Annotated in this window: 16 protein-coding genes and 1 riboswitch; of the genes, 11 read left to right on the top strand and 5 right to left on the bottom strand. The window is 41.0% G+C overall.

Translation table 11 applies throughout. The features are described from left to right. Positions 1-24: 24 nt before the first annotated feature. From ACCB35_RS20440 to ACCB35_RS20430, 3 genes are all read right to left on the bottom strand, one after another. Positions 25-906, bottom strand: coding sequence for a helix-turn-helix domain-containing protein (locus ACCB35_RS20440; protein WP_374055080.1), 882 nt, complete (start codon positions 904-906; stop codon positions 25-27). 47 nt (positions 907-953) lie between these two features. After that, positions 954-2,783 carry a diguanylate cyclase gene (locus tag ACCB35_RS20435; RefSeq protein WP_374055079.1) on the bottom strand — a complete coding sequence of 610 codons (1,830 nt, stop codon included), beginning with the start codon at positions 2,781-2,783 and terminating at the stop codon, positions 954-956. Positions 2,784-2,956: 173 nt separating this feature from the next. Continuing rightward, a complete protein-coding gene (locus tag ACCB35_RS20430) occupies positions 2,957-3,529 on the bottom strand; it encodes a DUF5317 domain-containing protein (protein ID WP_374055078.1) in 573 nt (190 codons plus the stop codon). 465 nt (positions 3,530-3,994) lie between these two features. Here ACCB35_RS20430 and ACCB35_RS20425 point away from each other — a divergent pair, with 465 nt between their 5' ends. From ACCB35_RS20425 to ACCB35_RS20390, 8 genes are all read left to right on the top strand, one after another. Continuing rightward, a complete protein-coding gene (locus ACCB35_RS20425; protein ID WP_374055077.1) occupies positions 3,995-4,885 on the top strand; it encodes a DUF1672 family protein in 891 nt (296 codons plus the stop codon). A 24-nt stretch (positions 4,886-4,909) separates the two neighbouring features. After that, entirely contained in the window at positions 4,910-5,092 is a 183-nt protein-coding gene (locus ACCB35_RS20420; RefSeq protein ID WP_374055076.1) for a hypothetical protein, read from the top strand. Then, positions 5,025-5,819 (top strand): DUF1672 family protein, encoded by a 795-nt coding sequence (locus ACCB35_RS20415; RefSeq protein ID WP_374055075.1) that lies wholly within the window; start codon positions 5,025-5,027, stop codon positions 5,817-5,819. Before ACCB35_RS20420 ends, ACCB35_RS20415 begins: the two co-directional genes overlap by 68 nt. Before the next feature lie 40 nt (positions 5,820-5,859). Next, a complete protein-coding gene (locus tag ACCB35_RS20410) occupies positions 5,860-6,783 on the top strand; it encodes a DUF1672 family protein (RefSeq protein WP_374055074.1) in 924 nt (307 codons plus the stop codon). 54 nt (positions 6,784-6,837) lie between these two features. Beyond that, positions 6,838-7,023, top strand: coding sequence for a hypothetical protein (locus ACCB35_RS20405; protein ID WP_374055073.1), 186 nt, complete (start codon positions 6,838-6,840; stop codon positions 7,021-7,023). A gap of 343 nt (positions 7,024-7,366) precedes the next feature. After that, positions 7,367-8,311, top strand: coding sequence for a DUF1672 family protein (locus tag ACCB35_RS20400; protein WP_374055072.1), 945 nt, complete (start codon positions 7,367-7,369; stop codon positions 8,309-8,311). Positions 8,312-8,326: 15 nt separating this feature from the next. Continuing rightward, a complete protein-coding gene (locus ACCB35_RS20395) occupies positions 8,327-10,435 on the top strand; it encodes an SA1320 family protein (protein ID WP_374055071.1) in 2,109 nt (702 codons plus the stop codon). 327 nt (positions 10,436-10,762) lie between these two features. After that, entirely contained in the window at positions 10,763-16,345 is a 5,583-nt protein-coding gene (locus ACCB35_RS20390; protein ID WP_374055070.1) for a pullulanase, read from the top strand. A gap of 179 nt (positions 16,346-16,524) precedes the next feature. On the opposite strand, the gene ACCB35_RS20385 is transcribed toward ACCB35_RS20390, so the two are convergent. Together ACCB35_RS20385 and ACCB35_RS20380 are read right to left on the bottom strand one after the other, a co-directional pair. Further along, positions 16,525-17,820, bottom strand: coding sequence for a hypothetical protein (locus ACCB35_RS20385; RefSeq protein ID WP_374055069.1), 1,296 nt, complete (start codon positions 17,818-17,820; stop codon positions 16,525-16,527). Positions 17,821-17,928: 108 nt separating this feature from the next. Further along, positions 17,929-18,957, bottom strand: a complete 1,029-nt coding sequence (locus tag ACCB35_RS20380; RefSeq protein ID WP_374055068.1) for a hypothetical protein — start codon at positions 18,955-18,957, stop codon at positions 17,929-17,931. 346 nt (positions 18,958-19,303) lie between these two features. Here ACCB35_RS20380 and ACCB35_RS20375 point away from each other — a divergent pair, with 346 nt between their 5' ends. The 3 genes from ACCB35_RS20375 to ACCB35_RS20365 all read left to right on the top strand — a co-directional run bounded on the left by ACCB35_RS20375 (position 19,304) and on the right by ACCB35_RS20365 (position 23,564). Beyond that, complete coding sequence (locus ACCB35_RS20375; RefSeq protein WP_374055067.1) at positions 19,304-21,472, top strand: S8 family serine peptidase; 2,169 nt, start codon at positions 19,304-19,306, stop codon at positions 21,470-21,472. A gap of 152 nt (positions 21,473-21,624) precedes the next feature. Next, complete coding sequence (locus ACCB35_RS20370; RefSeq protein ID WP_374055066.1) at positions 21,625-22,407, top strand: CatB-related O-acetyltransferase; 783 nt, start codon at positions 21,625-21,627, stop codon at positions 22,405-22,407. A 53-nt stretch (positions 22,408-22,460) separates the two neighbouring features. Next, positions 22,461-23,564 carry an SGNH/GDSL hydrolase family protein gene (locus tag ACCB35_RS20365; protein WP_374055065.1) on the top strand — a complete coding sequence of 368 codons (1,104 nt, stop codon included), beginning with the start codon at positions 22,461-22,463 and terminating at the stop codon, positions 23,562-23,564. A gap of 336 nt (positions 23,565-23,900) precedes the next feature. After that, a riboswitch (cyclic di-GMP riboswitch) is annotated at positions 23,901-23,986 on the top strand. The last annotated feature ends 218 nt before the right edge of the window (positions 23,987-24,204 follow it).

Genomic DNA, 24,204 nt, shown 5'->3' with positions numbered 1-24,204 from the left:
ACCTGTCCCCATGGCTACCCATGGCTACGTCCCGCTTAAAGCTTCCAATTTTTCTTGAAGGAAAGAAGTGTTTATCGTGTTACCGAGAAGTTCGAACATGACAAGCGCTTTTTTCATGTAAGGGATAGCCTGTTCGTATTCTTCCTTCAGTTCATAGTTATAGCCCACTTGATAATAGAGCTCTCCAAATCCCCAGAGTAGTTCTTCCTCTATGCACCAATCGATGGCCCTTAAGCAATAGTCCGTCGAAGACTCAAAGTCCCTGAGTCGTGTAAGGACCCTCGCCGTATTAAAAAACAATCGGGTTTTAATCGATTTATCATGTAGTTGTTCTGCAGGTTTAATCGCGTTCTCCACCATTTTATAATATTCTAGGGCCTTTTGATGATTGTTTAATAGTGATTCCCATGTTCCGAACGTAGTCAGGATCTCCATTTCCCTTTCCGTCATGGCTTTTTTCTGATGGCATGTCAGTTTATAGGCTTTCTGCAGCATGGAGAAAGCGGCGGGGGAATCCTTTTCGATTTCGAATAAGTAGATGCTTTTATGCCAGTAAAGAAGTTGAAGCTTTTCATTGTCTTTATAGAAAAGAGGGTTTTTCTCTTCCGTCTTGACGATCTCCATCATTTCCTCAAATCGCTGATCCACGCGCAATTTGGTTAGCTGCTTTTCTACCTCGCGAAGGTAATCGAGTCTCGGGGTGGTCCCGATTTCAAAGAAATAGTTCACGTCCACCCCCAGCTTGTTCGAGATTTGGTAAAGGGCGGTGGCACTGGGGTAGATATCCCCTTTTTCGATGCGGCTGATCAGGGCTTGGGTACAGATGCCTTCAGCGAGATCACCTTGTGTGAGACCAACCGCTTTCCTTAACTCCCTAATCTTCTTTCCAATCACTGAGTAATCCACTGATAGACCTCCTCAAGTGGGGCGGGGAGTGTAGTTTCCCCTTACTCCTAATTAGGATCCGCTGGGACAAGGTGCCTGTCCCCCTGTCCCACGATCATTTGGATGAATGGTTCGACGTATTCGGGGTCGAATTGGTGGCCGGAGCACGCCCGAAGTTCGATGATACCTTCTGTGAAGGTTTTGGTTTTCTGGTAAGGCCTTTCTGTTGTCATGGCATCGAAGGAATCGATGATGCAGAGGATCCGGGCAAGTTTCGGTATGTTTGTGCCCTTTAATCCATATGGATAGCCTTTGCCGTCATAGCGTTCATGATGTAGTTCGATCAATGGCAGGAGCTCGTCATACTTTTTAATGGAAGAAATGATTTCTTTTCCATAGATGACGTGCTTTTTCATCATCTCCCATTCATGGGGTTCGAGTTTTCCTTTTTTGTTGATGATATCCCGTGGGATTTCAAGCTTCCCGATATCATGGATCAGTGCCCCAAGGATCAGGGTGCGACGTTCTTCGCTGCTCAGGTTCAGGCGATCGCTCATTTCCATCGCATAGGAAAAGACCCGTTTGCTGTGCTGGTAAGTATAGACATCCTTGGATAGGAAGATCTGCAGCTGTTGTTCGAGGGCGTCGATCTCTTTCGCAAACTGACAGTCCTGGTGATACACTTGGTCTTCCTTGTACACTTGTATTGCGTTCTTCCCTTGAGATTTTGCAAAATAGAGGGCCTTATCGGCTTTGGATAAAAGTTCGGATGAACTGTACGTCCCATTCTCATATTCCACGATTCCGGCAGAAAAGGATATACATCCAAGTGGAGCATGCTCTGCCCCGGGAAAATAAGTATCATTGATCTCTTTCCTGATTTTATTGAGGAAGGTGAAGGCATCCTGCTTCGATACCCCGGGCAGGATGAGACCGAATTCTTCCCCTCCGTAGCGTGCAGCGATCAAGGGCAGGTCCTTTGTTTTATCAAGCATGAACGTGCCAAAGAACTTCAATAGTGCATCCCCTTGGATGTGCCCGTTGGCGTCATTGTATTTCTTGAAATCATCTAAATCGATCAAGGCAACGGAGAAGGGTTTTTTCCGGTTCTCTATAAGCATTTCATCGAGGCGAAGCTTGAAATATCCATGATTATATAAGCCCGTCAAGAAATCCCTCTTGGCCTTCGCTTCTTCCTCTTTATATAGGTTGAAGAAGTTCCTGAAAGCGAAGGAAAGCATGATGGCAAGTGTCAGGAATAGGAATATCCCGAATATCGGCTGCTGGCTGATAAGGATTGTCAGTACGAGCGCAAGGACCAGCGTACAGAGGTAGCTGGTGAAGACCTCCTGAATGAGCTGCTTTTGAAAAGCGGTACGGATGATGGTCTTCAGGGATGGCTTCTGTGCCAGATAGAAATAGACCCACATGATCATGACATTCAAGATGAAGTAAACAGACAGGGACAGGGCGTACGGCATGATGTTGGGAAAGTCCGTTTCACCGACGACCCCGCCTGTCAGAATGAACGTATAATAAGTACAGATCAGCATAAGAGAATAGTTGGCAAAATTAAAGAGGTGTTTCCACCATGCCAATTTGAAGCGGATCATAAGAAACACGATACTGCTGACTCCTAGTGCCAACAAAGGGATCTTCAGCCCAAACAAAAAAAGACCTGCTAAATAAATAGAGGAATCCATAGAGAGGGTATTGCCGGAAAGAGGAATGATGATATTAAAATGATTCAATAGCAGAATCGCTCCGACAAGGGTATAAATGAGCACCCAGTTTGATAGGTCTTCCACCTGGGGATTGAGGTGATTCACAAATAATAGAACTCCAAGGAAGGAAATAAATGCAATATATAGATTTTCTGGTTTCAGCTGTACTTTCATAGGTATTCACACTCTCATTAACATATTAGGGCTGACCCCGGGATGAACCGTGGTCAGCCCTGTATTTTTTACCAGAACTTCCAACCTGAAGTCAGGGCAACAACGGCAGAACCAATGATGACAAGGTTAATGATAGCATTTTTCGTTTTATTTTTCATTATAATCTCACCTCCTTAAAGTGACGACTTCGATGCGACAAGCTTGTCCTTCTTACGGACCATCACGGATTGGATGAAAAGGAATACACCGATATTCATGACCACATCCCCGATGCTGATCGCCTGCTCACGGGGATAAGGGGCTGACAAAGGGATGATATCTCCCAATAAAGCAAGTTTCGTAGATTCCGTCACGAGCGTATGCTTGGCATATAGCGCATTCTTCGTCGCTTCCAGATACTGAGGATCGATCACCGATGCCGCCTCCATGGAGACCGGCATCCTTCCCCCATTGATGGCCATGACGATGAAGTTCAATAGAACCCCTACGAAAATCGCGATGAAATGAGGATGATGGCGATTCATCCATAAAAATGTGAGCCCTACGACGTATATGAGCATAAATGAGAGATTACTGACCTGCCCGACCCACGCCACCTTATTCTGAAAATAAAAAATGACAAGCTGCAGCACCAGCAATACGGGGAAGACCCACCCCATTCTAAAACGTATATCGGCAAACCTCTTAAAGCTTCCCCCACGAATGAATCCAATAATGATTGCAATCAATATCCCATCAAAAACCATATAACAGCCTCCGGTAAACATTATAAAGTGTTAACGACCGATTAAAATAACCTCTTTTCCATTATAACGGAAGATAATTGGAAATGTTTAGTTATTTTTGAAGATTGGGTATTTCCTTGTGCTTTCTTTTCAAAATCAGTATTCTATCAAAATACTAAATAGCAGGTTATACAGGTATAATTGGGGTATTTATACAATTATGTAATATATATAGAGTGGTATGAAAGTTGGATAGAGTTATAGATTTAATGGAATTATTATTAGGAACAAGGAATGAGTTCTGTAATCGCTATGGTTTATAAATAAATGCGCCCGATTTTCCCTTTGATTTCAGAGAGGAAAAGCTAGTGGTTGACCTCGGTGTTTGAGGAAGAAAGAGAAGAAGAGCGTGGGATAAGGTCTCATTTGGGATTACGCTTCCCTCATGCGGACCCATAGGGATTATATATAAAGGAATGATGAATATTGAAGAAAAAAACAATTATCACCTATGCATCAGTTCTTTTACTGGTAAGCGGTTGTGTTGTAAAAGAAGAGGCGCCTAAAGTTAATCCTAACACCCAATATGAACGGGTACAGGACTACAAAGGAGAAGGCTACTCACTGAACAACGGTGAAGAAAACGACAAGATCGCTGAAGTCCATCGTGAAGAAGTCGAACAAGCGGTGAAAACATTTTTCATAGAAAACTATAAGACAGAGGTAAAGGTTCATAATCTGGTAGGGAATGTGGATGGAGTGACGGTATTTGTCGAATCGAAAGGACCGGTTCATTTTTACTCTTTTGCCATTGTACCTATCGACCAGGGAACGGGGGAAGTAGTACCTGAAAGAGTATGGTCTCGGGACGATGTGGTTGAGGAAGGCATCCGGGAAGGTTTATATAGGATTCTATTTGACGAAGAATTTAAAAGGTTGGAACATTATCTTGAGAAAGTCGCCTCTGAAGGTGAGGTAGTCGGGAGAACGGTTGAATCCCTTCAAAATGTTGGCGGTTCGGGATATATGACCCCCCATTATACAATTACCTCGTTCCATGGGGATGAGGCAATCAAGCCAGTGTATGATCTATATATGAATAATCCGGATTCCAGAAAAGAAGAATTAATAAGGGCTTTCGATGAGAAATCGGTTGACAAGGAATATATTAATATAAACATCATGTTATTTATGGAGGACAAGAATGCCACGCCAAGTGAAAAAGTACTAAAAAGAGTGGAACGGGACTTAACAGAAATGGAGGGGATCCCCCGTGCACTGTATACACTCCTAATCAATGATAACCGGGTTCATAAAGAATCTTTCGAAGGATATAAGGATAATTCATTAAAAACAGAGCTGACACCAAATCTCTAATAGGTCAAATCGAAGGAGGATTTCATGAGAAACCAAACTAAATCCCTTATCTATTTGGCAGGAGCCTCGCTGGTTCTTGGGGGCTGCTTAGGCATTGGTGAGAAGGATAACAACGAACCATATAAAGATACCTTTGTTAGTGTCCAGGAGTACAAAGGAGAAGGATACGTTTTACGCGGCGGGGGAAGAAGCGGATCAAATCGCTGAAGCCCACCGGGAAGAAGTGATAGGAGCTGTTAAGAATTTCTTCAAGGAAACCTATAAAACGGATGTGAAAGTCCATAATATAGTCGGAAATGTGGATGGTGCAACGGTATTTGTCGAGTCGACTGGGCCAGTTCATTTCTATACGACCGCCATCATCCCGATTGATTTAAGTAAAGAAGGGATCATGGTGAATCAAGTTTTTACCATGGACAGTGAAGTCGAGAGCGCCATTCGTGGTGGATTGTACCATTTAATATTTGAGGAGAAATTTAATGAACTGGATCGATATCTTGATAGAGTGGTAGCAGAAAATAAAGTTGTGGGGAAAACGATAGAGTCAATCGAAAACGTTGGAGGTACGGGCTATATGACCCCTTATTATTTCCTAACCACTTCTTCATCGGACAAAGCCATCAAGCCTGTTTATGATGCATATATGAAAAATCCAAATGCACCGGTTAGTGAACTTAAAGAACAATTTGCCCAGGAGGCATTCTCTGTTGAATATTTAAAGATTAATCATATGTTATTTATGGAAGAAATGAACGTCGAACCTGATGATCGGTTATTTCATCAAATCGCTCAAGATTTAAAAGGAATGACCATGATCCCTAAAGGCAGCTACAGTTTGACCATTAATGACAATCTCATAAATAAGAAAGTAGATGATGGGTATAAAGATAACTCATTACGGATTGGCGTTCCAGATTATATCGTTGTTGAGTGATGAAGAAAAATTAACTTTATTGAGGGAGGTGTATACGTTCATGGTCACTAAAAATAAATGGTTTATATGCGGAATCGCGTTTCCATTGTTGCTAGGCGGATGTGTGAATGGGAATGGTGTGAATGAAAAAGAAAACCCTGAAAAGCAGATGAAGAATCAATTTGTAAGTGTCCAGGAATACACTGGAGAAGGATACACCCTTAAAAATGGCGAAGAAACAGACAAGATTGCCGAAGAGAATCGAGAAGAAGTAGAGAGAGCGGTGAAACATTTTTTCTTTAAAGAATATAAGACAGATGTACAGGTACATAATATTGTGGGTAATGTAGACGGGGCTACAGTATTTGTGGAATCAACGGATCCGCTTCATTTTTACACGTATGCAGTTGTTCCAATTGATCAATCAAATGAAAAAATCCTGTCTGAGAGTGTGTTTTCTCAAGAAGGACAAGTGGAGAGCGCCATAACAGAAGGCTTGTACAGGAAGGTTTTTCATAACGAGTTTGATCGTTTGGATGATTATTTAAAAAAAATTGTAGAGGAAGAACCTGTTACCGGGAGAACGATTGAATCCCTTCAAAATGTTGGAGGTTCAGGCTATATGACACCCTATTATTTCTTGTCTTCTTCCGTTGTAAATAATGAAGCGATAAAACCAGTTTATGATTTATATATGAAGGATCCTCAGGTTAGTATTGAAAAATTAAGAGCTGCTTATAATGATCAAGTGTTTAATCCGACTTATTTTGAGGTGGTCATTAATTTGTTTATGAGAGATCAAGATGCTGATCCGGATGAGAAGGTATTTAATAGAGTAGTAAATGATATCGAAAGCATGGGTGATATACCAACCGGGACTTACAGTGTTTTTGTCAACGACAATACAGTCCACAAGCAGTCGTTTGATGGGGTGAAAGAAAATTCTCTCGAAAAGACTACTCCGGATGAGATAGTTAAGGAGTAGGGTAGTATTTATCCAAGTACATAGATGTTATGAAGCTCGGGGGATCAGGCATATATGAATGCTAAACAAAAACGGATTATATATGGAATCGGTCTATCAATATTCTTTGGAGGATGTATGAATATGGATAATGAAGAATGTGTTGATTCAAAAGAGGCTACCGGAGAATATAAAGATACTTTTGTGAGCGTGCAAGATTATAATGGTGACGGATATGTCCTTAGAAATGGAGAAGAGTAAGAAGTAAAGTTAAGGTGGAGAGAGGTGTGACCCACTATATTATCTAACTACTCCCGATCTGGTGATAAGGTTAATTTCAGGAGATCATTTCCAGGACTTATAGGTTATTATTTGAATAATTGGGGTAATTATACAAATATATGAGTCTTAAGGCATAATTTGATTATGCGAAATGAATAGTATAAAAGAAACGTAAGAAAGAAGTCTGCTCCCCTACTTTTTTCCTGTTTTACCTGATTGCTCTAAGTATTACCCGATTGAACTGTTAATACTTTACAGACTTTTATACAATATAAAGGTAATTCTTTAAATGAACCCATCCAATTAGGAGGATCAGACATTCATGAATACGAAAAATAAATGGATTATATATGGAATCGGACTTTCATTATTACTTGGAGGATGTATGAATATGGATAATGCAAATGGTAATGGTGTGGATGAGAAGAAGGGTACGCAGGATGAAGTGGAAGATCAAACCAATCGTTTAGTAAGCGTCCAGGAATATGATGGAGAAGGGTTTTCTCTGAAAAATGGTCAAGAAAATGACAAAATTGCTGAAGCAAAACGGGAAGAAGTGGAAAAAGCCGTCAAAGATTTTTTCTTAAAACAATATAAAACTGATGTTGAAATTCATAATATTGTTGGTAATGTTGATGGAGCTAGCGTGTTTGTGGAGTCTGTGGGTAAGCCCCATTTCCATACCTTTGCAGTTGTGCCCATAGATTCAATTGAGAATAAAATCCTGACTGACCAGGTTTATTCATTAGAAGGAGAGGTGGAAAATGCCATCACTTCGGGTGTTTATGGATTGATATATGAAGATCAGTTTAGCAAGTTGGATAAATTACTGAAAGAAATTACAGAAAAATATCCATTTACTGGAGAAAATATCCAAGCCATTAATAATACTAAATCATTTGGATTTGGAAATGAGTATTATTTTGTGTCATTTTTTGATATGGAAATATCAGAGAGGATTGTTAAGATTTATTTAGAAAATCCTGATATTACGAAAGAAGATTTAAAAGGGTTAAATTTAGAGAAATTAAGCCCTGATTCAATAAATATTACTATTCAGCTTTTTAAAGATAAAAAAGATTCGAATCCAACTAACGAAGAGTTAGAGGAAATTGCAAAAGTTATTGAAGATGCGGAGGGGCTTCCTTTTGGGGCGTATAATCTCCTACTACATGACAATGTAATTGATAAAGTTACGGGTAGCGGAGATAAAGAGACCACTGTTGATAGAGCCGACCCCAATTATATTATAAAAAATAAACATTAGAAAGAGTTGAGTAAGGTGCCATCAGTAAATAATGTTAATCAAGTTAATGTTAATACAGAAACCACTGATAGGGACTTGGTTGAATTAGCGGGATTACATGCTTATTCAGAAATTAATAGATTTGACATCATAAAAGTTAATGGAAAGGCATTTAAGGTATTAGATGTAAATTTCCTCGACGACACTGGACTAGACGCGTTTACTGTCCGAAATGAATCAACAAAAGAAATAACAATAGTATATGTAGGTACAGACGCAGCTGCTGAGAATGGAAAGCAAGACTTATTAACGGATGTTCAATTGTTAAGTGACCAAACTTTGCCTCAACTTGAAGCTTCTGCCGAATATTTAAATAGAATACAAAAAGAATATATTAATGAGGGGGGAGTTAGCTCCGTTACCGGAAACTCCCTAGGCGGTCCCCTTGCAAACTATGCTGTTAAAAATCGTCCAGATATAAAATCCGTTACTTTAAATCCAGCATTATTCCCAAAGGGAGTAATTGATCCAAACAAAACCTACGACAACATCACCAACTACTTCACCAACTATGACGTCTTAACCGGAACTCTTATCGCCCTGAATCTTGATTCGCGAATTCCAGGTAAGAGATACGATATTTCGACAGGGATACCGGTGATCGGTGAGAAGTTCAGCATCCTGACGAACAATCATACAGGTTATAATGACAAAGGAACCTATAAGATTGGTCAACCAGGAGACCCTGGTTACGGTGAAATCCACGACGAAGCCGATGCCCACATCATGACAAGCATCTGGACGGGGGAACCTCTTTATGGCGGTCATTCGGACAGGATCGAAATCAATCGCGAGAATCTGAACCTGTTGGCTGAGGCCCTGGCAGGGGATGTCACCACAAGGTTGGGGTATGCACAGGACTACTTGACCAATTCACAGGAAATTGCCCAGCATGAAGGAGACAGGTACTCGGAGCGGTTGAGCCGTCTGCAGATGATCTTTGAGGATTCTTTCGAAAATTTGATCGGGAATCCTTTATTCATAGGGATCACGACGACGGGACATCGTTTGACCTCGGAAATCGACCATCTTATTTCTCTCTTGAATATGGCTGAAAACGCCAGTAGATCCCTTAACGGTGTGTTGAATTCCCCGCCTGTCGAACTCGTGGAGCACTTATTCAACCGAAGCGTCAGTGTCGAAAGTATTTTTGGCCAGGCCCGGAATCAGCTGCTTGAATTCAAACAGGAGATTACCAGTCTGACAGGATTCCTGCAGAACATCCTTCATAAAGAAATCCCTGAGCTGTTTAGCGGAGGGAAAGAAACCCTGGAGGACCTCCTTGTGAACGAGATGCTTTCACACTATGAAATTATCAAAGCCAATAGTGTGAAAATGAATAGTCACATAGCAGAATTTCAGAGTCAGGTTGAAAAGCTGGGGGAGAACTTTGGAGAACGTGATTCTTCTTTAAGTGCGAGCATTTCGGGAGGGGCTTCGGTTCAACATGAAGTAGTGATGCCAAAGAAAAACGACTACGTACTGGAAACTTCTAGTCACATGCTCATCGGTATGAAAGTGAAAGAGATCTATCTGGATGGATCCTTTGAAGCTTTCAAGTTAATTTCCCACCGCTTTCTATTACCGCTATTGGGTGGTTTAACGGGTCTTGCTTTTGCCATCGAAAGTACATTGGAGGTCATCTCTGCTCAAATCAAGGGTGCCATGAATATTGCCCTTAGCGGGACGGTTCCTGGAAAGCTCATCAGCATCTTCTCTGATTTCGATGACAAAATCCGCTCGTACGTTTGTTCCGCACTGGAGCCGATAGACGAACTCGCTGCCACCATTGAAGGACTCAGGGACGGATTAACCAGGTTGACGATCGGATTCCCAGCGTTACTTGACAGCTTCAGGCCATATATCGACTCTGCGATTTTTGATAAAACGAATTACTCCAATATCCATATATACAATGTATCAGCCATGGCCATCCATGAAGAAATGGAAATGCTCTTTGATGACATCGTCCACCAGCTCAGTCAACATAAAGGAAATTCGATTCAGGCATTGTGTGAAATTTCACAACGTGTGAAAGACAATATGATCCAACTTCGTCAACAAGTGGATCGTGTGACATTGTAGGAACAGGTCCTCCGCTTGTTCCTTTTTTTTGGTTCTTTTGCAATCGGTAGATGAGAAACGTCGACTTGAATAAGCATTGGTTCCAGATAAAGCAGTCACTATGTTTACGCTAATAATAGGAATAAAATCCCCCTTTTGTCATATAGCAAGTCCTTTGAATTTATTGTAAAATAAAAAAGACAGAATATTGCAAGCGTTTGCACTAGTTCAAAATAACTACCTCAATATGAATCTCACATTTTTTTAACTCTTTGTGCAAACGTTTCCACAATCATCACGAGCACTATTATTATTCTATTAATCCAATTTAAGAGGGGGAAAGCGTGAATGAGAAAAATGACAAAGCGTCGATTCTCAATTTTTATGGTTCTAATGATGCTTATCAGTCTGTGGTCTCCATTTGCACCGGCAGCTTCTGCTGTAGCCGATGGTAATACCGCGGCAGACACAGCTGATACAGGTGATCGCACAGTACGCTTCACGTATGATCGTGAAGACCAAACATATGACGGCTGGAATATATGGGCCTGGAACACAGGAGTAAAGAATGATCAAATCAACTTTGACTCCTATGAAAACGGAGTGGCGGTAGCGAACATTGCCGTTGCACCTGAAACAGAGCAATTCGGCTTCGTTCTTCGCAGTACGGAGGATTGGAATACGGCGGAGAAGGAGTTTGGCGATCGTTTTATTAAAGTGAATAAAAACGACACCATCACCAAGGCGTACATAACAAGTGGCGTCGAGGAAATCCGCATTGTGCCTGATGGATCGGCCCCGGTCATCGATCAAGGGAATGCGATGTTCTATTATCGAGATAAAGAATTGTTCGCGAACGATGCGATGAATACGATTGAAAAAGTAGAGTTGAAATACAACGGGGAAACAAAGGAAATGATGTATGAACCGGAGAATGAGAGATTTGTTCTCTCATACGAGAACATTCCAAATGGAAAAAACCCGTACTCATACCTGGTCACAATAGACGGTGTAACGACAGAAGTAAGTGACCCTTATCATTCAGTGGACGGGGAATCGTTTCTTGATTTCCAAAAAGCTGATCTGACGGTTACTGGTTCAGTGGTTCCAACTGCTGTGGACTATAATGAAAACGCTGTCTTATCGGTTGCTGTCGACGGACTGACAGAGGATGTGAAAATTCAGAAGATCACAGCGGATGTTTCTTCATTAGGCGGGTCGGAGAAACTTGAAATCGATCCTTCATTAAAAGAAGTGACTTTAGCAGTCGATGACGATATAACAGCGGGAATAAAATCGATTCCTCTGACCGTAGTAGATTCATACGGGAACTATTATGAAGGAACGACTGAAATCGAAGTAAAAGCAAGACAGTCTGTCGGCGATTCTGATCTCGACTGGGACGAATCCATCATTTATTTCATGCTGACAGACCGATTCTTCAATGGGGATACGTCGAATGATGATCCTTACAAGCTGAATTATGATAAAAGCAAGCGCGGAACGTACCAGGGTGGAGATTTCAAGGGGATCACGGAGAAACTTGATTACCTGGATAACCTTGGCGTAAATACGATCTGGATCAGTCCGGTCGTTGAAAATATCAAGTATGATGTCCGTCAAGGGGAGGAGGACCAGCCATACTTCGCATACCACGGATACTGGGCCAGCAACTTCGGCGAGCTGAATCCTCACTTCGGATCCATGGAAGACTTCCATACCTTAATCGATGAGGCACATGACCGCGGCATAAAAATCATGGTCGATGTGGTCTTGAATCATACAGGGTATGGACTAAAAGAGATCGATGGTGAGTTGGCTGCCGATCAGCGTCCTGCAGGCTACCCGACGGATGCAGAAAGAGACAAGTACAGTACTATCGTTCGTCAAGGTAACGTCGGTGAGGATGAAGTGGTCGGTGAATTAGCGGGGCTTCCAGACATCATCACGGAAAATCCAGAAGTTCGCCAGCAAATCATCGATTGGCAAACGGATTGGATTGAAAAAGCAACAACGGCAAAAGGGAATACGATCGACTATTTCCGCGTTGACACTGTAAAGCACGTGGAAGATACGACGTGGATGGCCTTTAAAAACGCCATCACGGAAAAAATGCCTCAGCACAAGATGATTGGTGAAGCGTGGGGAGCAAGTGCAGACAATCAGTTGGGATACCTTGATACCGGAATGATGGACTCCCTTCTGGACTTCGGCTTCAAAGGAATTGCAAAAGATTTTGTAAACGGCAACCTGAAAGCAGCCAATGATAAACTGACGGCTCGAAACGGGAAAATTGATAACACGGCAACACTCGGTCAATTTTTAGGAAGTCATGATGAAGACGGATTCCTGTATTCGTTAGGCGGAGATGAAGGCAAGCTGAAAGTGGCCGCTTCTCTTCAGGCAACGTCGAAGGGACAGCCGGTCATTTATTACGGTGAAGAACTCGGGCAAAGCGGAGCAAACAATTATCCGCAGTACGATAACCGCTATGATTTTGCCTGGGATGATGTAGAAAATAATGACGTGTTAGAGCATTATACGAAGATTTTAAACTTTAGAGGGGCACATTCCGATGTGTTTGCTAAAGGGGAGAGAAAGACTGTCGGTGGTTCGAATAGCGATCAGTTCCTGGTATTCTCCCGTGACTATAAAGAGGACTCTGTCTACGTTGGGCTGAACGTGGCGGACGAAGCGAAAGAGATTACGTTGACAGTGGATTCTCCGGATGCAGTCGTGACGAATGCGTACTCCGGTGAGACATTCAATGCTGACGGAGGAAATGAAATTACGCTGACTCTTCCTTCCAAAGCAGACGGTGGTACCGCGTTGTTGACTGCCCAAGGCGGGAAGATTACAGGCGCTGAAGCAGGATCAGGTTCTGGCAGCGGGGAAAATCCTGAAGTAGAGCCGGTTCCGGAAAACAACATCCGCATCCACTACAACCGTACCGACGGAAACTACGAAAACTTTGGTGCATGGTTATGGAATGATGTAGCGTCACCATCTGCCGGATGGCCGACAGGAGCAACCATGTTTGAAAAAACCGACAGCTACGGCGCGTATATCGACGTTCCTCTTGCTGAAGGAGCGAAAAACATCGGATTCCTTGTCATGGATGTAACCAAAGGCGATGCCGGTAAAGATGGTGGAGACAAAGGATTTACGATCCCTTCACCTGAGGTAAACGAGATTTGGATCCAACAAGGTTCTGATAAGGTGTATACGTATGAGCCGGTTGATTTGCCGGAGAACACGGTGCGTATTCATTATGAGCGTGAAGACGGGAATTATGAGAACTACGGTGTCTGGAATTGGGGAGATGTTGAAGCACCTTCAGACAACTGGCCGACAGGTGCGGCTGATTTAGCGGGTAAAGACCGTTATGGTGCGTATGTAGACATCCCGCTAAAAGAAAATGCGAAAGAGATTGGCTTCATTATGCTGGATGAGTCGAAAGGCGATGCCGGTAAGGATGGAGGCAACAAAACGTTCAATCTATTAGATAAATATAATCATCTATGGGTGAAACAGGGTGACGATACCGTCTACATTTCCCCACACGGCGACGTGGCAACAGGACTGATTTCGTCTGAGGTCATTTCAGACGATACGATCCGTTTGAATTTCACGATGACAGATGGTCTGACGGAAGAAGCATTAGTGTCCGGCTTAGCCATCCAGGACAGTGCCGGATCTGACGTGATGGTGCAAAGTGCTGAAATCACCGGAGACAAAACAGTGGAAGTAAAAGCTGATTTTAACCTTGAAAAATTGCCGTTATCCATCACCTACTCGGGCAGAACCGTTAAAGCGGCAGCTGGCTGGAGACTGATCGATAACAAGTATGCCTACGATGGTGACGACCTGGGTGCCACATACAATAAAGGAAACGCAACCTTAAAACTATGGGCGCCTAAAGCAAGCAAGGTAGTCGCGAACTTCTTTGATAAAAAAGATGCTGCGAAACCAATCGGCATTGTGGAATTGACCCTTGGTGAAAAAGGTGTCTGGTCAGCAGAAGTAAAAGCGAAAGACTTAAAGTTAAAAGATCTGAAAGGCTACTACTACCAATATGAAGTAACTAATGATGGCGTAACGAAAAAGGTATTGGATCCTTACGCGAAATCAATGGCTGCTTTTACCGTGAATACTGAGGGTGAAGCAGGACCTGACGGCGATAACGTAGGGAAGGCAGCAATCGTCGATTTAAAAGGAACCGATCCGAAGAAATTCAGCCATGCTTCCATCGATGGCTATGAAAAACGTGAAGATGCAGTCATCTATGAGGTCCACGTCCGTGACTTTACGTCCGACCCATCCATCGAGAAAGATTTGAAGAAGGAAAGATGGGGCACCTATGACGCTTTCATTAAAAAGCTTGATTATATCAAGTCAATGGGAGTGACACACGTCCAACTGCTTCCGATCATGGCCTGGTACTACGGCGATGAAACGAATATGGGCGAACGTGAGCTTGAGTATTCAGCGGGAGGAAATGAATATAACTGGGGCTACGACCCACACAGCTACTTCTCCCCGGATGGTGCGTATTCACAGGATGCCACTGATCCACAATTACGAATTGAAGAAACGAAACGATTGATTGACGCGATTCATGATAAGGGTATGGGTGTCGTGCTTGACGTGGTCTACACACATATGGCGAAAACAAGTACACTGAACGACATCGTGCCAAACTACTATGCGTTCCAGGATGACAAAGGAAACTTCCTTGGAGGTTTCGGAAACAACCTGGCAACCAACCATACAATGGCTGAAAAGCTGATGGTCGACTCAGTGAAATACTGGTTCGATGAATACAAGATCGATGGCATGCGCTTCGATATGATGGGTGACGCAACCTATCCATCCATCCAAAAAGCCTATGATGCCGCGGCGGAAATCAATCCGGATGCCCTGTTCATAGGTGAAGGCTGGAGAACATTTGCCGGTCACTTATCTGATCCTTCATTAGAAGGAATGGGGGCCGATCAGGATTGGATGGACAAAACCGATGATGTAGGAGTCTTCTCCGACGAAATCCGTAACGAACTGAAATCCGGATTCGGTTCAGAAGGGGAGCCGCGCTTCTTGACAGGTGGCGCACGCGACATCAACACCATTTTTAACAACATCAAAGGGCAGCCTGGCAACACAGCAGACGACGACCCGGGCGACATGGTCCAATACATCGCGGCCCATGACAACCTGCCGTTATACGATGTCATTGCCCAATCAATCAAAAAGGACCCGGCCATTCCGGAAAATAATCTGGAGATTCATAAGCGTATCCGCCTAGGGAACTCCATGATCCTGACATCACAGGGAACGGCCTTTATCCATGCAGGACAGGAATATGGCAGAACCAAGCAATGGCTAGGGGAAGGCGTACCAGAACAGAAATATCATGAGTTAGAGGACGAGAATGGAGACCCATTCGGTTACTTCATTCACGACTCATACGATTCATCCGACGCCATCAACAAGTTCGACTGGGAAAAAGCAACGAATAAGAAGAAATATGAAGTGAATACAACGACCAGAGAATATACAGAAGGTTTGATCAAGCTGAGAAGATCAACCAATGCCTTCCGCTTGGGTGAGAAAGAGCTGGTTGATCAGAATGTATCGCTGCTTGATTTACCTGAGATCGCCGATACAGACTTGATGCTAGCTTACAAGAATGCATCCACGGATGGTACGGGAGAGTACTACGTATTCGTCAATGCGGATAGCGAAGCACGTACCCTATCGGTGGGTGAATATGACCTCTCTAAAGGAAAGGTTGTAGTGGACAACGACGAAGCGGGCACCACTCCTGTTTCTAAAAAGTCTGGTTTTACATTAACGAAAGATACTTTGACTTTGGAGCCTTTGACTACTGTTGTGATCAAGGTAGAGGAGAAGGGGAAGAAAAAGAAGCAATAAATTAGAGAACGTCATCCTGAATCCAGGGTAAGGAACTGCAGCATTCTACTGCTATATATGAAAAAACCTCAACCTTTGTGTACGAAAGGGTTGAGGTTTTTTATTAATGAGACATAACCATAAAGAGTAAGAAAATATCCTTTATTCTTGAGGGTATCGACAATGGAAGATGGAGCAGCCTAGTTCTCTGTAAAACTATCCTGAGAGAATCGGTCTACTTCATTTCCATAACTTAATACAACAAGATCTTTCCCTTCTTGAATGACTTCTCCACTTGGATAGTCGCCATCCCACTGTGAGAAGACCTTTTCAATTCCCCCGTTATATTCGCTCAGTACAATAAAGCCTATAAAAGCACTGCTTCCCATCTGTTTTCCGATTACAACCTGCTGCTTTGAATCATCTTCTAACAGATTCATTGTTTCAAAGATAAGCAGAGTGTCGAAAGCATCAATTTTTTCTTGAGATATTTCTTTATATGCGATATTCCATTGCTGGCTGCCCTGGTCATACTCATGAATAAGAATCGTATCAATTTCAGGGGTATGGTGAATAGCAAGTATTTCCGGGAACCCATCACCATGAAAATCGATGATTTCTACGTCTTCTAATGATCCATACCCTAGTTGCTCCATTTCATGGTCAATCAACGTTTGGGCATCATTTGACAAGCTGCCTTCGACTGAAGATTCTATAGCTTCCGGTTCATAGTCATAATCAAATACACGGCTTGCATCTTTGGAACTGATTGCAACCAACTCTTCCCATTCAGGTGTTTTAAGATTAAATAAGTAAGCTTTTCCAGCCCCTTGGGGTGAGTTGAATTCCTCTATAAAAGTAATGGTGTCCTGCTCAGATGATAAGAGCTTTTCTGCTTCTTCTTTCGTAAGTTTCAGATCAGAACCTTCAAGGGATCGTGAGCTCAACTTATTCAACTTCCACTCATTATCTTCCTTCAGTAATTCTATATTCGATTCATATCCCATCGTGATCATCTCTGAGCCGGGATCTAAAACTTGTATTTCTATCTTATTATCCTCTACTTGCTCAAATTCAAATCGAACCTCAGGGTCAAAGTGGGGAACCGAAAAAGCATCACATTGACAATAAATATCCCCTAGAGATCCTTTTACTGTTTCTAGGAATCCTTTGGTTACATAGGGTTGGATTTCTTCTTTTACGACGTTGAAATCTGCCGGATTCTCACTATTCCAGTTGTATTCAACTCCAAGCGATACCATGGAATCATAGAATAAATGAAGTATGGTTTTAGTCATTTCAGCTACTTCTTCTTTTTCTAAGATCATTTCTTCTTCACGAAGAGTTTCCGGAACTTTTCCTTCTATGACTGCAGCCTTTTGTTTTTTCTCTTCTGTGGCTGCTTCTGTTTTTTCTGTATGAGCTTGGTCTTCGGCAGCGCAACCTGTTAGGTAACATAGAGATAATAGCAATAAAAAACGTAATGCACCTTTCATAATGGTCTCCTTTTAAGTTAAAAATCTTTTGTACCAAATGATGCTATGAGGCATATTGCACAGATCAAAAGAACTCTTCTTATTCATTGAAAGAAGAGCTCTTTATCATTAGGTAGCAATTTTATACTCTTTCATACCTGATTGAAATCCTTGTTCTAATCCTTCCGTAATAAATGAAACCAAGTGATCATTTGTTACAAATGAATTTTCTTCAAAAGCCCCTCGATGAAGTCCTAAAACACTATAGACCAGAGGTTCAATTGCATTTACATTTAGTAAACTAGCATCTTTAAATGAATTGTCCCCAAGGGTTTTTTGAGCAATATAAACCCCTCTTGTAAAGCTATCCTGCAGAACCATTCCAAGGTCGTTAAGCTCTTGCTCGTTTAAAGCATTAAGTTGAGGGTGTTGAGACATGTATTTTTGAATGGTGGTCTTTTTAATTGAAGTAAAGCTTTCTGTAATGGATGAGGTTTCGCTCATTTCCTCCAGTTTCATAGAGGATATGACCATTTCTACATGAGTTTTGAATGCGTCATTCAGTTCTCTTTGACGTTCTTTTCCACGTTGGGACTCTTCTCGTTCTTTAGCAATGATGCCCGTAGTTGTTAATTTAGATAAAGTTTTGGCAATCTTACTGATGTTGGAGATTTCTGAGTAATAGATAACGGAATCTTCAATCCCGTTATCTTCAAAAAGGAAAGCAATATAGGGGACCTTTTCCTCTCTTGTAGTTGCTGTAACATGTTTACCCCATTCTCTCACCGTCGTATTAAAATTCCCTGTACCTGATTGGCCCACTTTAGTGTCAAGTATAGTATGTAAGTTAAGTTTGCTGATATTCCCTTTTTGACTTTTAACCAAGTAGTGATCGGTGAGACCAATATAGGCCTTACCACCGGAAATGCTGGTATAAACCCTTTTAACCAATAGTGGTTTTTCTCCTGTATAATCCTCTATTTTCGTTTTTTCTTTGTTTAATCGTATGATATCGCGTACAAATACAAAGTACCCGCTTCCAATCATAATGAAGAAAGAAGTGACACCCTCTCCTGAAAAAGTGAAGATTAGGCTGAATAAGAATGTAAAAAACAAAAGAATGCGAATAATTGCAGCACTTGCCCAAGGATAGCTCATGATGAAAATACCTCCAATATATGAATTTTTTGACACGGTTTAAGATTATATCTTTTACCTCACACCCTGTAAAGGGAATAGTGAGTATTTTTGACTATCACGTTCATTTATTATAGTTAAATAGCCGGTGGTGAGTAACTTACAGACCAACTTACAGACCGCTAAAACAGGTAAGATTAGATCTCTTCCCAAATCAATGGCATAGTACTAAAGCGGGTAAAAATTTTATTCCCCACATAAAAATAACCATCATTTTCCTATATTGGGTATTTACAATAATACTATAGTTAAATTATACTAGGTAATAAAGTACAAAAATTAGAAAAATATAGAAGGAGGAGTTTTTTTGAAGGATATTTCTAAAAAGGTCGTTTCTACTATCCTTACAGGTGTATTGGCTGTAGGATTGGTTGCGCCGGCAAGTGCGGCGAGTGGAGATAAAAAAACTGAAAACTATAAAAAAATGTCCAAAGAATTTTCCGAACAACAAGTAATGAAAATGGGGAAGCCTGCTAAAATAGCTGACTTTAAAGAAGTAAAGGTTAAAAAACCCGTAAAGGCATCTTCTGAAAATAAAAAGCACAAAAAAGATGAAGTGATTGTAAAGTTCAAGGGTAATGTCGTACATAGCACGAAGACGGAAATAGCTGGTGTTAAATTAGAAAAGAAAGAGAAACTCACTAAAAAGGGAGTTGGTTTATACAAGCTTTCTAGTGGTCAATCGGTTGAAGAGGCAATTAGCATGCTGAAAAAATCACCGGATGTTCTCTATGCGGAACCAAACTATGAACTTACGGCGAGTGATGTAAATGATCCGTATTTTAGTAGTTTATGGGGATTAAAGAATACAGGGCAATATATCAATCAGTATGGTACACCGGGTATCGATATTAATGTCAGTAATGCTTGGGATATCACAATGGGGAGTACAAGTACGGTCATAGCTGTAATTGACACCGGAATTGATATAAACCATCCAGATTTAAAATATAGAATCTTCACTAACAAAAATGAAGTACCTAATAACGGGATTGATGATGACAACAACGGTTATGTGGATGATGTGAACGGTTGGGATTTCTATAATGAGGATAACACTGTTTATGACAGCCCGTATGTCGATGATCACGGAACCCATGTTGCAGGAACCATTGCAGGTCATAGTGACAACGGGATAGGCGTTGTTGGTGTAGCGCCTAATGTTAAAATACTCCCGTTGAAATTCTTGGGAACAGAAGATGGTTCCGGGTACACTTCTGATGCCGTAAGAGCAGTTGAATACGCAGCATCAATGGGTATCAAAATATCGAATAACTCATGGGGTGGAAGTGGATATAGCACAGCCCTTTATGAAGCAATTAGAGACTCTAATAGTTTATTTATCGCAGCGGCTGGAAATGACGGCAGCAATATAGATTATTACAGCTCTTACCCGGCTGGTTACGATCTAGACAATATCTTATCGGTTGCTGCAGTGGATAACAGAGGGGATTTAGCTTACTTCTCCAACTATGGCCGCACTTCTGTAGATGTTGCCGCACCTGGAGTATCTATCTTAAGTTCATTGCCTGATAATAGCTACGGCTATTACAACGGAACATCCATGGCAACTCCCCATGTAGCAGGAGTTGCTGCATTAATTCAAAGTGAATATCCAGACTATGATCCTTCGACTATGAAAACAATGATTATGGACAGTACAAAGGAACTGTCTTCTGTTGATGGTATTACTGTGACAGGTGGTATGGTTGACGCAGGTCGTGCTTTGGGCTCAGTTCCTGATGATGATATTCCGGGAATCGCATTTAATGGTCCAGAAGTATATGAAACTCTGGACGCTGAGACAGATCGAAATGACGTGTATAGTATAGAGCTTCAAAAGGGACAAGAAATCTCAGCACGATTAATCAATGGTAGCTATAGAGACTTTGATCTGTATTTGTATAATCCATATGCTGATACGGTGGATTCAAGTAAGGGAATCGTGGCATATTCCGAAAAAACCGGGAATGCGATTGACTCATTTAAATATGTAGCACCATATACAGGCACATATTATGTGAATGCGTACGGTTTTGAAGGAAAAGGAAGCTATAAGCTTGAAGTAAGCGTGAGTGGTGCAAAACCTGGTAATTATCAGGATACCCATGGATATCTGATGTATGAGGGACTTTGGAATACATTCAATTCCAGTTATGCATCAGGTGGGAAGTTTACTGTAACCAATGATGATTACTCGAGTGTGGAAATGACTTTCGAAGGTAATGGAATTGAATACTTTGGAAAGAAAGACAGTTCATCAGGAATAGCCAAAGTAACAATTGATAACAGTCAAGTATATTATGTTGACTTATATTCTGCCAATGCAGGACATAGGCAGAAATTATTTAGCAAGACCGGATTATCTAATGGAACGCATACGATTAAAATTGAGTGGACTGGCACGTCCAGCAAATCAGGTAAAAAGACGGCTACAAGTATTAATGTTGATTATTTGAAGGTGCTGGGTAATTAATCATCTTTGTTGAAGAAGGAACGCTGGGCGTTTCTTCTTCTTTACGTTTTGGATTTCCTTTAAGGTTACTATTTTTTATCATTTGGAATCATTTTCTTGTTAGGAAATGTTATGATGATAAGGGAATATTCAGCCAAGGGGGAAATACATAAATGAGTAAAATAACTGAAGAATTATTACTGGAAAAAGGGATTTACGTGGATACAATAGAACGTCTCCCAATGAAATCAAAGGTTGTGTTTGAACCACCAGTTAGAGTGTTAAATACCAAAATAATGAACTCAGGTGTAATAGGTGCCTACACAAATATAAGAGGCGGAGTCATTCGAAATGTTAAATCAATCGGAAGATTTTGTAATATAGCACCGGGAGTAACGATTGGAATGGGTGAACATCCATTAGATTATTTAAGTACCCATGATTTCCAGTATAGCAAGAAATTTGGGTTTCATTTTTGGGAGGAAGCACAAAACTTTCAAACAACCGTAGATAAGATGGAAAGTAAACCTAATCCTATCATAGGTAATGACGTTTGGATCGGGGCCAATGTAACAATTTTAAAAGGGATAACGATTGGTGATGGTGCTGTCATCGCTGCAGGTGCAGTAGTTAATAAAGATGTTGGCCCATACGAAATAGTAGGGGGAATTCCTGCTAAGCATATTAAATATAGATTTGATGAAGAGACTAGACAACGTTTAATGGCCATTAAATGGTGGGATTACACATTAGAGTCATTAGAAGGGATTCAATTTGATGATATCCAGCTTGCATTATCACAATTAGAAGAAAGAAAAGAAAAAGGGAAATTAGTACCTAGAAAGAAACCCCGTGTCAAAGTCATCAATCGCGAAATAGTAGTAAAGAAAAAAGTAGAGCCCAAAAATGATGCAGCAGTTGAAGAAAAAAGTGGTATGTCGGTTGAAACACCCTGAATTCCTTAAGGTTCAACTATTGTAAATTTTGTAAAGTGTCTTAGAGGTGTCTGATGAAGAATAGAAAAAAATTAATATTCGCATTCTTTTTGTGTGTTGCGATTGGAATGATGATAGGTTGTTCATCTAAACAAGAAATCACTGCTCAATCAAGTTCTGATCATCCAACACATAAACCTGTCTACGAAAAGTTAGAACATGGAGAACCAATCCAATATTTAGTTGTAGGAGATAGTATAGGTGAAGGTGTAGGAGCATCTACGGAAGCTGCTAAATGGACTTCAATTTTCAATGAGAAGATTACTGAAAGATATACATCTGAAGTGAAATCTATCCGACTAACCAAGGGTGGATCAGATTCATTTGACGGGTTAGTAGAATTTAATAACTATAAAACTAGTAAGGATTATGATTTAGTATTTGTTTCGTTCGGTCAAAACGATCAAAATTATTTATCTGAGAAGGAATTCAATGAAAGTTATTCCTCTTTAGTTGAAAACATCATGTTAAGGTTTCCAAAAGCAGAAGTCTTTACTTTTATTGAACATGGCTTAGAAAAAAAAGAATATAGAGAGACCATTGAAGATGTCTCAAATCAATATGATTTGAATATAATTGATGCTCAACAGGCATTTAATGAATCAGGTAAAGATGTGGCCCAATTGTCTGACGACCGAATCCATCCTAATGACGAAGGGTACCAACTATATGCTGATGAAATCTTGAACAAAATCGGCAAGAAGGTTGAAGATAAGGACAAACCAGAAATTCTTGCTAAGGTAATGGCAGATTTAAAGCGACATACCACAGACTTTCATGGTACACCCAATGCTAAAAATGGTTTCAAGGCAAAAGAAACCTATTTCGTAAGTGATACCAATGGAGCATTCATAGAATTTAAAGTAGATAGTAAGGATCGAGACTTTCTGGGGGTTTCCTTAATAACGAACAAAGATGGCGGGTTTATAGAAGTATATATCGACAACGAAATGAAAGAGAAAATAAGTACATATTCCCCTTATCCCAAAAAACGGCACTTCCTGATTGATAAAGATATCAGCAAAGGGAAACATACAGTAAAACTTGTAGTTACCGGGGAAAAGAGTAAAAACTCTAGTGGGAATATTGCCAGAGTTATTGGTGTTCAAACAAGATAGATAGATGGTTGGAAATAGGCTAGTCCATTTCCTCCCATTTCTTTGCAAAAAAGGAATCACTCGATTGAGCGATTCCTTTTTAATATGCTAAATAATGGTGATGACATTAGCTAATATGCAATGTGCTGAGTATATAGGTTTAAAAGTACAAGAAAAATGGATATATACAGAATTAATAGCAGCCACAGTTTCTATTCTTTTAGGAATATTCCGCTTCCCTTCAGTAAATGTATGTTATTATTCGAAAGTGGTATAAACGACTCATACTGAACTATGGTTCGGTAATTGTATTTAGGTACAATCACATGTTTATCATGTACCAATCATTCATAATTCGTACGATAAAGGCAAACCCATTGAAAAATGGGGACGCAAAACTTCAGGGGCTAATGTCTTAACGACGATGCTTGCCAGTTTTCGAAACGGACTCCTGCGACTTATGAACATGGAGGAGAAAATGATGAAGATATCCAGATTCCTATCACAAATGAAAATAAAATGGCATTCCTTGAGAATCCATTACAACCTTGTATTACTTGAAGGTTGTTTAGACTGTCAAATCAAAAAGAAATTGCAAGAAAAAATAACGTATCATGAAATGAAATTGGATAACTTGTATTAGTGGGACAAAGGGAAGATT

Source organism: Rossellomorea sp. FM04394 (genome assembly GCF_041889765.1).
GTDB classification, from domain to species: Bacteria; Bacillota; Bacilli; order Bacillales; family Bacillaceae_B; genus Rossellomorea; species Rossellomorea aquimaris_B.
The sequence above is the reverse complement of the archived record's forward strand: the minus strand, read 5'-3'. Positions and strand labels throughout refer to the sequence as shown.